General features: G+C 56.8%; 10 protein-coding genes. 9 read left to right on the top strand and 1 reads right to left on the bottom strand.

Features of this window, described 5'->3' with window-relative positions; translation table 11 throughout:
• Positions 1-17: 17 nt before the first annotated feature.
• Positions 18-920, top strand: a complete 903-nt coding sequence (gene nhaR, locus AC6I8P_RS15500; RefSeq protein WP_275026399.1) for a transcriptional activator NhaR — start codon at positions 18-20, stop codon at positions 918-920.
• A 51-nt stretch (positions 921-971) separates the two neighbouring features.
• Here nhaR and rpsT read toward each other — a convergent pair whose 3' ends face one another.
• On the bottom strand, positions 972-1,235 hold the full coding sequence (gene rpsT / locus AC6I8P_RS15495) for a 30S ribosomal protein S20 (RefSeq protein WP_013507813.1): 264 nt from the start codon (positions 1,233-1,235) through the stop codon (positions 972-974).
• A 319-nt stretch (positions 1,236-1,554) separates the two neighbouring features.
• On the opposite strand from rpsT, the gene ribF reads away from it, so the two are divergent.
• The 8 genes from ribF (at position 1,555) to carB (ending at position 13,150) form a co-directional block, all read left to right on the top strand.
• Positions 1,555-2,493, top strand: a complete 939-nt coding sequence (gene ribF / locus AC6I8P_RS15490; protein ID WP_058774845.1) for a bifunctional riboflavin kinase/FAD synthetase — start codon at positions 1,555-1,557, stop codon at positions 2,491-2,493.
• A 27-nt stretch (positions 2,494-2,520) separates the two neighbouring features.
• The gene (ileS, locus tag AC6I8P_RS15485) at positions 2,521-5,340 is read left to right on the top strand and encodes an isoleucine--tRNA ligase (RefSeq protein ID WP_481657847.1); all 2,820 of its coding nucleotides are present in this window, start codon (positions 2,521-2,523) and stop codon (positions 5,338-5,340) included.
• Positions 5,340-5,840, top strand: a complete 501-nt coding sequence (gene lspA, locus AC6I8P_RS15480) for a signal peptidase II (protein WP_021507598.1) — start codon at positions 5,340-5,342, stop codon at positions 5,838-5,840. Before ileS ends, lspA begins: the two co-directional genes overlap by 1 nt.
• Positions 5,841-5,849: 9 nt before the next feature.
• Complete coding sequence (fkpB, locus tag AC6I8P_RS15475) at positions 5,850-6,320, top strand: FKBP-type peptidyl-prolyl cis-trans isomerase (RefSeq protein ID WP_021507597.1); 471 nt, start codon at positions 5,850-5,852, stop codon at positions 6,318-6,320.
• Positions 6,301-7,254 (top strand): 4-hydroxy-3-methylbut-2-enyl diphosphate reductase, encoded by a 954-nt coding sequence (gene ispH / locus AC6I8P_RS15470; protein WP_021507596.1) that lies wholly within the window; start codon positions 6,301-6,303, stop codon positions 7,252-7,254. The genes fkpB and ispH overlap by 20 nt, the downstream gene beginning before the upstream one ends.
• Positions 7,255-7,477: 223 nt before the next feature.
• Complete coding sequence (gene dapB, locus AC6I8P_RS15465) at positions 7,478-8,293, top strand: 4-hydroxy-tetrahydrodipicolinate reductase (RefSeq protein ID WP_498027375.1); 816 nt, start codon at positions 7,478-7,480, stop codon at positions 8,291-8,293.
• Between the two features lie 470 nt (positions 8,294-8,763).
• Positions 8,764-9,912 carry a glutamine-hydrolyzing carbamoyl-phosphate synthase small subunit gene (gene carA / locus AC6I8P_RS15460; protein ID WP_031279710.1) on the top strand — a complete coding sequence of 383 codons (1,149 nt, stop codon included), beginning with the start codon at positions 8,764-8,766 and terminating at the stop codon, positions 9,910-9,912.
• Between the two features lie 13 nt (positions 9,913-9,925).
• A complete protein-coding gene (gene carB, locus AC6I8P_RS15455; RefSeq protein WP_021507592.1) occupies positions 9,926-13,150 on the top strand; it encodes a carbamoyl-phosphate synthase large subunit in 3,225 nt (1,074 codons plus the stop codon).
• The last annotated feature ends 6 nt before the right edge of the window (positions 13,151-13,156 follow it).

Genomic DNA, 13,156 nt, shown 5'->3' with positions numbered 1-13,156 from the left:
CAAGCCTCCTTTATGGTATGAATCAGCTCAATTTTAATCATCTCTACTACTTCTGGCAGGTGTGCAAAACCGGTTCGGTGGTGCGCGCCGCTGAAGTGCTGTGCCTCACGCCGCAGACCGTAACCGGCCAGATCAAAGCGCTGGAAGAGCAGCTGGATGGCGTGCTGTTTCGCCGTCAGGGGCGCGGTCTGGTGCCCACCGAGCTGGGGCAGCTGGTGTTTCGCTATGCCGATCGCATGTTTATGCTCAGCCAGGAAATGCTCGATATCGTTAACTACCGCAAGGAGTCGCATCTGCTGTTTGATGTTGGCGTGGCGGATGCGCTGTCAAAACAGCTGGTGAGCAAGGTGCTGGAAACGGTGGTGATGGCCGGCGAGAAAATTCAGCTGCGCTGCTTTGAATCAACGCATGAAATGCTGCTGGAGCAGCTCAGCCAGCATAAGCTGGATATGATCCTCTCCGACTGCCCGATAGATTCAACCCAGCAGGCCGGGCTGTTTTCGGTCAAGCTCGGCGAATGTCCGGTTAGCTTCTGGTGTAATGCGCCATTGCCTGAGCTGCTATTTCCGGCCTGTCTGGAGCAGCGGCGCCTGCTGCTGCCCGGCCGGCGTTCGATGCTGGGGCGCAAGCTGCTGAACTGGATCCACAGCCAGGGATTACAGGTTGAGATTCTCGGTGAATTTGATGATGCGGCGCTGATGAAGGCGTTTGGCGCGCAGAATAATGCGATCTTTGTCGCACCGACGCTGTACGGAGATGACGTCTACCGTGACGATAGCGTGCGCGAGATCGGCAGGCTGGAGACGGTGATGGAGGAGTATCACGTTATTTTTGCCGGGCGCATGATTCAGCATCCGGCGGTGCAGCGCATTTGCCATCGCGACTTCAGCGCGCTGTTCAGCCACGGATCGCAGGCATAAAAAAACCGGCGAAGCGCCGGTTCTTTTAACAAAGCGATAAACAGACGGCGATTAAGCCAGTTTGTTGATCTGAGCAGTCAGGTTTGCTTTATGACGTGCAGCTTTGTTTTTGTGGATCAGACCTTTAGCAGCCTGACGGTCCACGATTGGTTGCATTTCGTTGAATGCGTTCTGCGCAGCAGCTTTGTCGCCGGTTGCGATAGCCGCGTATACTTTCTTGATGAAAGTACGCATCATAGAACGATTGCTCGCGTTATGCTTGCGACGTTTCTCAGATGTTACGGCGCGTTTCTTAGCTGATTTGATATTAGCCAAGGTCCAACTCCCAAATGTGTTCTATATGGACAAATCAAAGGCCGAGGACTATGCCTTTTGCGCCTTCTTTTGTCAATGGATTTGTGCAATAAAGCGTCGTTTTAACCACGACACCCGCTTACGTAATTGATGGCGCAAGATTCTACCAGCAACACCGCGCTGAATACAGTATTTCGCAACAAAATTGTTGTGATGGGGCCGGAGCCGCCAGCCAGCGGGCGCCTGACGCTGAATCAGGCGCAGGAAAGGCACGCAGACGGGTTAACCTGAACGCTATTCAAGGGTATAATCCGCCGATTTCCACCGGTTTGAGTCAGCCATGAAGTTTATCCGCGGTATTTACAATCTGAAAGAGCAGCATCGCGGCTGCGTCCTGACCATTGGTAATTTTGACGGCGTGCATCGCGGCCACCAGGCGCTGATGGCGGAGTTAATTGCCGAAGGACGTAAACGCAACCTGCCGGTGGTGGTGATGCTGTTTGAGCCACAGCCGCTGGAGCTGTTTGCCGGCGACAAAGCGCCGGCGCGCCTGACGCGTCTGCGTGAAAAGCTCAAATACCTCGCACTGGCGGGCGTTGATGCCGTGGTGTGCGTGCGCTTCGATCGCCGTTTTGCGGCACACTCAGCACAAAGCTTTATCAGCGAACTGCTGGTCGACAAGCTCAATGTGAAATTCCTCGCAGTGGGGGATGATTTCCGCTTTGGCGCTGGTCGCCAGGGGGATTTCCTGTTATTACAGAAAGCCGGTGCGGAGTATGGCTTTGAGGTCATCAGCACCCAGACCTATTGTGATGGCGGCAAACGTATCAGCAGTACGGCGGTACGTCAGGCGCTGGCGCAGGACGATTTTGCTCAGGCGCAGCAGCTGCTCGGTCATCCGTTCAGTATTTCTGGCCGCGTGGTGCACGGTGATGCACTGGGACGCACCATTGGTTTCCCGACCGCCAATCTCCCGCTTCGTCGCACCGTGACGCCGGTAAAAGGTGTCTTTGCGGTTGAAGTGCTGGGGCTGGGCGAGCAGCCGATTCCCGGCGTGGCAAACATTGGTACGCGCCCGACGGTAAAAGGTCTGCGTCAGCAGCTTGAAGTTCACCTGCTCGACACACATATGAATCTTTATGGGCGCCACATTGAGGTGGTGCTGAAGCAGAAGATTCGCGACGAACAGCGTTTCGCTTCGCTGGACGCGCTGAAAGAACAAATTGCGAAAGATGTGGTGACGGCCCGCCAATTTTTTGGGCTAAAAACACCGGTTTAATGACCGAAATACGGAACCGAGAATCTGATGAGTGACTATAAATCTACCCTGAATTTGCCGGAAACGGGGTTCCCGATGCGTGGCGATCTGGCCAAACGCGAACCGGGAATGCTGCAACGTTGGTATGATGACAACCTGTACGGCATCATCCGCGCAGCCAAAAAAGGGAAAAAAACCTTTATCCTGCATGATGGCCCTCCGTATGCGAACGGCAGCATTCATATTGGTCACTCAGTTAACAAGATTCTGAAAGATATTATCGTTAAGTCGAAAGGCATGGCGGGCTTTGACTCGCCGTATGTTCCCGGCTGGGACTGCCACGGCTTACCGATTGAGCACAAAGTTGAGCAGATGATCGGCAAGCCAGGCGAGAAAGTCAGCGCGGCTGAATTCCGCGCAGCCTGCCGCAACTACGCGGCGGAGCAGGTTGAAGGCCAGAAGAAGGACTTCATCCGCCTTGGCGTGCTCGGCGACTGGGATCGTCCTTATCTGACCATGAATTTCCAGACCGAAGCCAACATCATTCGCGCGCTGGGCAAGATCATTGGTAATGGCCATCTGCACAAAGGCGCTAAGCCGGTGCACTGGTGCATGGACTGCCGTTCCGCGCTGGCGGAAGCGGAAGTGGAGTATTACGACAAAACCTCACCTTCTATCGACGTGATGTTTAACGCGCTGGACGCCGATGCGGTTCGCGCGAAGTTTGGCGTTGCAACGTCAGAAGGCCCGGTTTCACTGGTTATCTGGACCACCACGCCGTGGACCATGCCGGCAAACCGCGCCATCTCGCTGCATCCGGAATTCGACTACCAGCTGGTGCAGATTGCCGGCCGCAGCCTGATCCTCGCGAAAGATCTGGTGGAATCGGTACTGAAACGCGCAGGCATCAGCGAGTGGCAGGTGCTGGGCGAATGCAAAGGCGCCGCGCTGGAGCTGCAGCTGTTCCAGCATCCGTTCCTTGAGCAGATCCAGTCGAAAGTGGTGCTGGGCGAGCACGTCACGCTGGACGCCGGTACCGGTGCGGTGCACACCGCGCCAGGCCACGGTCCGGATGACTATGTGATCGGCCAGAAATACGGCATCGAAACCGCTAACCCGGTCGGGCCGGACGGCGCGTATCTGCCGGGCACCTATCCAACCCTGGATGGCGTTAACGTATTTAAAGCCAACGACATGATCGTTGCGCTGCTGCAGGAGAAAGGTGCGCTGCTGCACGTGGAAAAACTGCTGCACAGCTATCCGCACTGCTGGCGTCATAAAACGCCAATCATCTTCCGGGCTACGCCGCAGTGGTTTATCAGCATGGATCAGAAAGGCCTGCGTGCGCAGTCGCTGAAAGAGATCAAAGGTGTGCAGTGGATCCCGGACTGGGGCCAGGCGCGTATCGAAGCGATGGTCGCTAACCGTCCGGATTGGTGCATCTCGCGTCAGCGCACCTGGGGCGTGCCGATGGCGCTGTTCGTCCATAAAGAGAGCGAGCAGCTGCACCCGGATACGCTGGAGCTGATGGAGAAAGTGGCGCAGCGTGTCGAGCAGGACGGTATTCAGGCGTGGTGGGATCTCGATCCGCGCGATCTGATGGGCGATGACGCCGATCACTACGTCAAAGTGCCGGATACCCTCGACGTCTGGTTTGACTCCGGATCGACCAGCTTCTCGGTGGTGGATGCGCGTCCGGAATTTGACGGGCACGCACCGGATATGTATCTGGAAGGCTCGGATCAGCATCGCGGCTGGTTCATGTCGTCGCTGATGATCTCCACGGCGATGAAAGGCAAAGCGCCTTACCGTCAGGTACTGACCCACGGCTTCACCGTCGACGGTCAGGGCCGCAAAATGTCGAAATCAATCGGCAACACCGTGGCACCGCAGGATGTGATGGACAAGCTGGGCGCGGATATTCTGCGTCTGTGGGTGGCCTCGACCGACTATTCCGGTGAGATGGCCGTATCCGACGAAATCCTGAAACGGGCCGCCGACAGCTATCGCCGTATCCGTAACACTGCGCGCTTCCTGCTGGCCAACCTTGCAGGCTTCAACCCGGCGACCGACTACGTCAGCCCGGAAGAGATGGTGGTAGTGGATCGCTGGGCCGTAGGCCGTGCGCTGGCGGCACAGCAGGACATCGTGCAGTCGTACGAGAACTACGATTTCCACGAAGTGGTGCAGCGTCTGATGCACTTCTGCTCCATCGAGATGGGCTCGTTCTACCTCGACGTGATCAAAGATCGTCAGTACACCGCGAAGGGCGACAGCCTGGCGCGTCGCAGCTGCCAGACCGCGCTGTGGCATATCGCTGAAGCGCTGGTGCGCTGGATGGCGCCGATCATGTCGTTCACCGCGGATGAGATCTGGGGCTATCTGCCTGGCGAGCGTCCACAGTACGTGTTCACCGAAGAGTGGTATCAGGGCCTGTTTGGTCTGGCGCAGGATGAAGCGCTGAATGATGCTTACTGGGCAGAACTGCTGAAAGTGCGCGGTGAAGTGAATAAGGTGATCGAGCAGGCGCGCAGCGACAAGCGCATCGGCGGTGCACTCGAAGCCACCGTCACGCTGTACGCCGATCCGGAACTGGCGGCGAAGCTGCAGGCGCTGGGCGATGAGCTGCGTTTCGTGCTGCTGACCTCGGGCGCGACCGTGGCGGATTACGTGACGGCCAGCGACGAAGCGCAGCAGAGCGAGCTGTTAAAAGGTCTGAAAATCGCGCTGCACAAAGCAGAAGGCGAGAAATGTCCGCGCTGCTGGCATTACACTACTGACGTCGGCCAGAATCCGGAGCATGCTGCGGTGTGTGGACGTTGCTACACCAATGTAGCCGGAAACGGTGAAGTGCGGAAATTTGCCTGATGAGTAAACTGTGCTCAACCGGACTGCGCTGGGTATGGCTGGTGCTGGTGGTGATCGTGGTCGATTTTGCCAGCAAGCAGTGGGTCATGAACAACATGATGCTGCATGAAACCCAGCCGCTGATGCCGTTCCTGAACCTGTTCTACGCGCACAACTATGGCGCGGCGTTCAGCTTCCTGGCAGACAAAGGCGGCTGGCAGCGCTGGTTCTTTGCCGGTATCGCCATCGCCATTGTGGTGTCGCTGCTGGTAATGATGTATCGCAATCGCGCCAGCAATAAATTAACCAACATTGCCTACGCGCTGATTATTGGCGGGGCGCTGGGTAACCTGTTTGATCGTGCCTGGCACGGCTTTGTGGTCGACTTTATCGACTTCTATGTCGGTGACTGGCACTTCGCCACCTTTAACATTGCCGACTGCGGTATCTGCATCGGTGCGGCGCTGGTAGTGCTGGAGGGCTTTCTGAGCCCGAAAGGCAAACAGGTCACGAATAAATAAGGGTAACAGATGACAGACATCGTTCAGCGCGACAGCGCGCTGCTGGTGCATTTTACACTGAAGCTGGAGGATGGCTCGACGGCTGAATCCACGCGCGCCAACGGCAAGCCTGCGCTGTTCCGTCTGGGAGATGGCAGCCTGTCGGCGGCGCTGGAGCAGGAGCTGGTCGGGCGTAAAGTGGGCGATCAGCACGCCTTTACGCTGGAGCCGGAAGACGCCTTTGGCGCTGCCAGCCCGGATCTGATCCAGTACTTCTCGCGCCGTGATTTCATCGACGCGGGCGAGCCGGAAGTCGGTGCCATCATGCTGTTCAGCGGCATGGGCGGCAGCGAGATGCCGGGCGTGATTCGTGAAATTTCCGGTGACTCGATTACCGTCGATTTCAACCATCCGCTGGCGGGTCAGCGCATTAAATTTGAGATTGAAGTGCTGGAGATCGATCCGGTGCTGGAGGCCAGCGATGCAAATCCTGTTAGCTAACCCACGCGGTTTCTGTGCAGGCGTCGACCGCGCTATCAGCATTGTCGAGCGGGCGCTGGAGATGTATGGCGCGCCAATTTACGTGCGCCATGAAGTGGTGCATAACCGCTACGTGGTCAGCAGTCTGCGCGAGCGCGGTGCGATCTTCATTGAAGAGATCAGTGAAGTTCCGGACAACGCCATCCTGATTTTCTCGGCACACGGCGTTTCCCAGGCCGTGCGGGCCGAAGCGAAAGCGCGCAGCCTCACCATGCTGTTTGACGCCACCTGTCCGCTGGTGACCAAGGTGCATATGGAAGTGGCGCGTGCCAGCCGTAAAGGCGTGGAAGCGATCCTCATCGGCCACGCCGGCCATCCGGAAGTGGAAGGCACCATGGGTCAGTACAGCAATCCGAACGGCGGCATGTATCTGGTGGAGTCGCCAGAGGATGTGTTTAAGCTGCAGGTAAAAGATGAAAACAACCTGTGCTTTATGACGCAGACCACGCTGTCGGTGGATGATACCTCGGACGTGATCGATGCGCTGCGTCAGCGCTTCCCGGCAATCATTGGACCGCGTAAGGATGATATCTGCTACGCCACCACCAACCGCCAGGAAGCGGTGCGCGTGCTGGCGCAGGATGCGGAGGTGGTTCTGGTGGTCGGCTCGAAAAACTCCTCCAACTCGAATCGTCTGGCGGAGCTGGCGCAGCGTGCCGGCAAGCTGGCGAAGCTGATTGATTCTGCGGATGATATTCAGGAAGAGTGGGTCAAAGGCGTGCAGTGTATCGGCGTTACCGCCGGCGCTTCGGCTCCGGATATTCTGGTGCAGCAGGTGATTCAGCGCCTGCGTGAGCTGGGCGGCGAAGCGGCGATTGAGCTGATTGGCCGTGAAGAGAATATCGTGTTTGAAGTGCCGAAAGAGCTGCGCGTCGACGTACGCAACGTGCAGTAAGCACTTCAATTTGCTGACAGAAACAGGCCGACAATGTTCGGCCTTTTCTTTATCCTTTGTCACCTCAGCCGTGACTTCCAGCGGGCGGGATTGCTTTTACTGATAATCTATCGCGGCTGGCCTAAAATTCTTATTATCCCGTTATTATTGTGGCGTGACTGTTATCTGACCGTTAACCTGTTTACGCTTTGCATGCATAGTTTTGTATCAGGAATGAATAAATATGAGTGAAATCCGCATTGCTATTGTTGGTGCGCCGGGTCGCATGGGACGCAATCTGATTCAGGCCGCACAGCAGGCGGAAGGCGTGGTGTTAGGCGCGGCGCTGGTGCGCAGCGGTTCCTCGCTGCTGGGCGCGGATGCCGGTGAACTGGCGGGAATCGGCAAAACCGGCGTACGGGTGACCGACGATCTGCGGCAGGTGGTGAATGATTTCGATGTGCTGATCGATTTCACCCGTCCGGAAGGCACGCTGGAATATCTGGCGTTCTGCCGTCAGCATCAAAAAGCGATGGTGATTGGCACCACCGGTTTTGATGAAGCCGGTAAGGCAGCCATCCGTGAAGCGGCTGAAGAGATTGGCATCGTGTTTGCCGCGAACTTCAGCGTCGGCGTCAATCTGGTGCTTAACCTGTTACAGCAGGCGGCAAAAGTGATGGGCGACTATGCGGATATCGAGATTGTGGAAGCGCATCACCGCCATAAAGTGGATGCGCCATCAGGCACGGCGCTGGCGATGGGAGAGGCGATTGCTGACGCCATGCACTGGAAGCTGGATGAGCACGCGGTTTACGCGCGCGAAGGCCATACCGGCGAGCGCAAGGCGCAAACTATCGGCTTTGCCACCGTGCGCGCGGGCGATATTGTCGGTGAGCACACCGCGATGTTTGCGGATATCGGCGAGCGCGTAGAGATTACGCACAAGGCTTCCAGCCGCATGACCTTCGCCAATGGGGCCGTTAAAGCCGCCGCATGGTTGAAAGATAAAAAATCCGGCCTTTATGATATGCGTGATGTGCTGGATTTATCGATGTTGTGAGTGTTGTGAACCATCGTGATGTGGTTATTTCAATCGGTAAGATATTGATTGAACAGGGCAATGTTTTCATTGCCCTTTATTTTGTCTGTAAAATGGAAAGCTGAGTGTCATTTTTGTTTATGATGGTTATTTTTGTGATTTATCTGCACGTTTTTTCATGTTGAGTGGCTTTTTTTGACCATTTGGTCAAAAATTTACGCAGTCAGACGGTGTTTTGCCATTAATTGCGTCAGGCAACCGATTATTTATCGGAGATCTCTCACTATTTTGTCGCCTTGCTTCACTTTTAACATTCAGTAGCCCGAAATATACAAAAAAATAACCGCTCAGGGTAGACAATCACCAGGTCGATCATTAGAATGCGCGCAATTTGCCAAAAATCGAGCGGTCAGGCGGTTTTTGCATTGATTCAGCGCATCATTTTGAATTAATATGCAGATATTGTGACTGTTTATTCCCTGGAGGATGTTTTGATTAAGTCAGCGCTCTTGGTTCTGGAAGACGGAACCCAATTCCACGGTCGGGCCATCGGGGCAACGGGATCGGCAGTGGGGGAGGTCGTTTTCAATACGTCAATGACCGGTTATCAAGAAATCCTCACTGATCCTTCCTATTCCCGCCAGATCGTCACCCTCACTTATCCTCATATCGGCAACGTTGGTGCCAATGCCGCTGATGAAGAATCCAGTCAAATCCATGCTCAGGGACTCGTCATCCGCGATCTGCCGCTGATTACCAGCAACTTCCGCAGCGAAGAGAGCCTGTCAGCCTATCTGCAGCGCAACAATATTGTCGGTATCGCCGATATCGATACGCGCAAACTGACGCGCCTGCTGCGTGAGAAAGGGGCGCTGAACGGCTGCATCATCGCCGGCGACAGTCCGGATGCGGCGCTGGCGCTGCAGAAAGCCCAGGCGTTCCCGGGCCTGAAAGGCATGGACCTGGCGAAAGAAGTGACCACGGCGGAAACCTATGCGTGGCAGCAGGGGAGCTGGGCGCTAAAAGGCGGCCTGCCCGAGCAGCAAAGCGCTGACGCGCTGCCGTTCCACGTGGTGGCTTATGACTACGGCGCCAAGCGCAACATTCTGCGCATGCTGGTGGATCGCGGCTGCCGCCTGACGGTTGTCCCGGCGCAAACGCCGGCAGATGAGGTGCTGGCGCTGAATCCGGACGGGATTTTCCTGTCAAATGGCCCTGGCGACCCGGAGCCGTGCGACTACGCCATCAGCGCGATTCAGGCTTTCCTGAAAACCGACATTCCGGTGTTTGGTATCTGTCTTGGCCATCAGCTGCTGGCACTGGCCAGCGGTGCGAAAACCGTGAAGATGAAGCTTGGCCATCACGGTGGCAACCATCCGGTGAAAGATCTCGATAACAACACCGTGATGATCACCGCGCAGAACCACGGTTTTGCCGTCGATGAAACCAACCTGCCGGCTAACCTGCGTGTGACCCATGTTTCCCTGTTTGACCAGACCGTACAGGGCATTCACCGCACCGACAAACCGGCGTTCAGCTTCCAGGGACATCCGGAAGCCAGCCCAGGCCCGCACGATGCGGCGCCGCTGTTCGATCACTTTATCGAACTGATCGAAGCTTACCGTTCTAACGCGAAGTAATCAGGAGCCCACGATGCCAAAACGTACTGACATAAAATCTATCCTGATCCTTGGCGCTGGCCCGATTGTGATTGGCCAGGCATGTGAATTCGACTATTCAGGTGCGCAGGCGTGTAAAGCGCTGCGTGAAGAGGGATACCGCGTCATTCTGGTGAACTCTAACCCGGCCACCATCATGACCGACCCGGAAATGGCGGATGCGACCTACATCGAGCCCATCCACTGGGAAGTGGTGCGTAAAATCATTGAAAAAGAGCGCCCGGATGCGGTGCTGCCGACCATGGGTGGCCAGACCGCGCTGAACTGTGCGCTGGAGCTGGAGCGCCAGGGTGTGCTGGCTGAGTTTGGCGTGACCATGATTGGTGCCACCGCCGATGCGATTGATAAAGCCGAAGACCGTCGCCGCTTCGACGTAGCGATGAAGAGCATCGGCCTGGATACCGCACGTTCCGGTATCGCGCACACCATGGAAGAAGCGCTGGCAGTAGCGGAAGAGGTCGGTTTCCCGTGCATCATTCGTCCGTCGTTTACCATGGGCGGCACCGGTGGCGGTATCGCTTACAACCGCGAAGAGTTTGAAGAGATTTGCGAGCGCGGCCTCGATCTGTCGCCAACCAATGAGCTGCTGATTGATGAGTCGCTGATTGGCTGGAAAGAGTACGAGATGGAAGTAGTGCGTGATAAAAACGACAACTGCATCATCGTCTGCTCGATCGAAAACTTTGACGCCATGGGGATTCACACCGGTGACTCCATCACCGTGGCGCCAGCCCAAACGCTGACGGACAAAGAGTATCAAATCATGCGTAACGCCTCGCTGGCGGTACTGCGTGAAATCGGTGTCGAAACCGGCGGTTCTAACGTCCAGTTCTCGGTGAACCCGAAAGATGGCCGCCTGATCGTCATTGAGATGAACCCGCGCGTGTCGCGTTCTTCAGCGCTGGCCTCGAAAGCGACCGGCTTCCCGATTGCCAAAGTCGCGGCCAAGCTGGCGGTGGGCTTTACCCTCGATGAACTGATGAACGACATCACCGGTGGCCGTACGCCGGCCTCGTTCGAGCCGTCCATCGACTACGTCGTCACCAAGATTCCCCGCTTCAACTTCGAGAAGTTTGCCGGTGCCAATGACCGTCTGACCACGCAGATGAAATCAGTCGGTGAAGTGATGGCGATTGGCCGCACGTTCCAGGAGTCGATGCAGAAAGCGCTGCGCGGTCTGGAAGTGGGCGCCAGCGGCTTCGACCCGAAAGTGGATCTGGATGATGGTGAAGCCCTGACCCGTATCCGCCGCGAGCTGAAAGATGCCGGCTCTGACCGCATCTGGTATATCGCTGATGCGTTCCGTGCCGGCATGTCAGTGGACGGCGTGTTCAACCTGACCAACGTTGACCGCTGGTTCCTGGTGCAGATTGAAGAACTGGTGCGCCTGGAAGAGCAGGTGGCGCGCGAAGGTGTCAACTCGCTGAGCGCGGATTTCCTGCGTGCGCTGAAGCGTAAAGGCTTTGCCGATGTGCGTCTGGCAACGCTGGCGGGCGTGGCGGAGAGTGAAATCCGCAAGCTGCGTCATCAGTTCAACCTGCATCCGGTTTACAAGCGCGTGGACACCTGTGCGGCAGAGTTCGCCACGGACACCGCCTACATGTACTCCACCTATGAAGAAGAGTGCGAAGCCAATCCTAATCAGGATCGCGACAAAATCATGATCCTGGGCGGCGGGCCAAACCGTATCGGCCAGGGCATTGAGTTCGATTACTGCTGCGTGCATGCGGCGCTGGCGCTGCGTGAAGACGGTTACGAAACCATTATGGTCAACTGTAACCCGGAAACCGTGTCAACCGATTACGACACCTCAGACCGTCTCTACTTCGAGCCGGTAACGCTGGAAGACGTGCTGGAGATCGTGCGCATCGAGCAGCCAAAAGGCGTTATCGTGCAGTACGGTGGTCAGACGCCGCTGAAGCTGGCGCGCGCGCTGGAAGCGGCTGGCGTGCCGGTGATTGGTACCAGCCCGGATGCCATTGACCGCGCCGAAGACCGTGAGCGTTTCCAGCAGGCGGTGGATCGCCTGAAACTGAAACAGCCGGCTAACGCCACGGTGGCGACGCTGGAACAGGCGGTCGAGAAAGCCGCAGGGATTGGCTATCCGCTGGTGGTGCGTCCTTCTTATGTGCTGGGCGGCCGGGCGATGGAAATCGTCTATGACGAAGTGGATCTTAAGCGCTACTTCCAGACTGCGGTGTCCGTGTCCAACGATGCGCCAGTGCTGCTGGATCGCTTCCTTGATGACGCGGTGGAAGTGGACGTCGATGCGATTTGCGACGGCGAACGCGTGCTGATTGGCGGCATCATGGAACACATCGAGCAGGCGGGCGTGCACTCCGGTGACTCAGCCTGTTCGCTGCCAGCGTACACCCTGAGCACTGAGATTCAGAACGTGATGCGCCAGCAGGTGGAAAAGCTGGCGTTCGAACTCAACGTACGTGGCCTGATGAACGTGCAGTTTGCGGTCAAGGACAACGAAGTTTACCTGATTGAGGTGAACCCACGTGCCGCGCGTACCGTGCCGTTTGTCTCCAAAGCCACCGGCGTGCCGCTGGCGAAAGTGGCTGCGCGCGTGATGGCTGGTAAAACCCTGGCTGAACAGGGCGTGACCGAAGAGGTGATTCCGCCGTACTACTCGGTAAAAGAAGTGGTGCTGCCGTTCAACAAATTCCCGGGCGTGGACCCGATTCTTGGTCCCGAAATGCGTTCGACCGGTGAAGTGATGGGCGTGGGCCGCACCTTCGCGGAAGCATTCAGCAAAGCTATGCTGGGCGCGCAGAGCAATATGAAGAAGCAGGGACGTGCGTTGCTGTCGGTGCGTGAAGGCGACAAGAAACGTATTGTTGACCTGGCCGCGAAGCTGCAGAAATTTGGCTTCGAGCTGGATGCGACGCACGGTACCGCCGTGGTGCTGGGTGAAGCCGGCATCAATCCGCGCCTGGTGAACAAGGTGCACGAAGGGCGTCCGCACATTCAGGATCGCCTGAAGAACGGTGAGTACACCTACATCGTCAATACCACCGCAGGACGCCAGGCGATTGAGGATTCGAAACTGATTCGCCGCAGCGCACTGCAGTACAAAGTGCATTACGACACCACGCTGAACGGTGGTTTTGCTACCGCGATGGCGCTGAATGCGGATCCGACTGAAAAAGTGATTTCGGTGCAGGAAATGCACGCGCAGATTAAAGGCTAAACCGCC

The organism is gamma proteobacterium symbiont of Lampromicra miyakona, assembly GCF_059730895.1.
This window is presented reverse-complemented; position numbering and strand designations above follow the sequence as displayed.

What these genes read in the sequence shown, in the direction of transcription:
- ileS (WP_481657847.1), top strand. Translation starts at nt 2,521, where the DNA reads ATGAGTGACTATAAATCTACCCTGAATTTGCCGGAAACGGGGTTCCCG.
- ribF (WP_058774845.1), top strand. Translation starts at nt 1,555, where the DNA reads ATGAAGTTTATCCGCGGTATTTACAATCTGAAAGAGCAGCATCGCGGC.
- ispH (WP_021507596.1), top strand. Translation starts at nt 6,301, where the DNA reads ATGCAAATCCTGTTAGCTAACCCACGCGGTTTCTGTGCAGGCGTCGAC.
- fkpB (WP_021507597.1), top strand. Translation starts at nt 5,850, where the DNA reads ATGACAGACATCGTTCAGCGCGACAGCGCGCTGCTGGTGCATTTTACA.
- carB (WP_021507592.1), top strand. Translation starts at nt 9,926, where the DNA reads ATGCCAAAACGTACTGACATAAAATCTATCCTGATCCTTGGCGCTGGC.
- lspA (WP_021507598.1), top strand. Translation starts at nt 5,340, where the DNA reads ATGAGTAAACTGTGCTCAACCGGACTGCGCTGGGTATGGCTGGTGCTG.
- nhaR (WP_275026399.1), top strand. Translation starts at nt 18, where the DNA reads ATGAATCAGCTCAATTTTAATCATCTCTACTACTTCTGGCAGGTGTGC.
- dapB (WP_498027375.1), top strand. Translation starts at nt 7,478, where the DNA reads ATGAGTGAAATCCGCATTGCTATTGTTGGTGCGCCGGGTCGCATGGGA.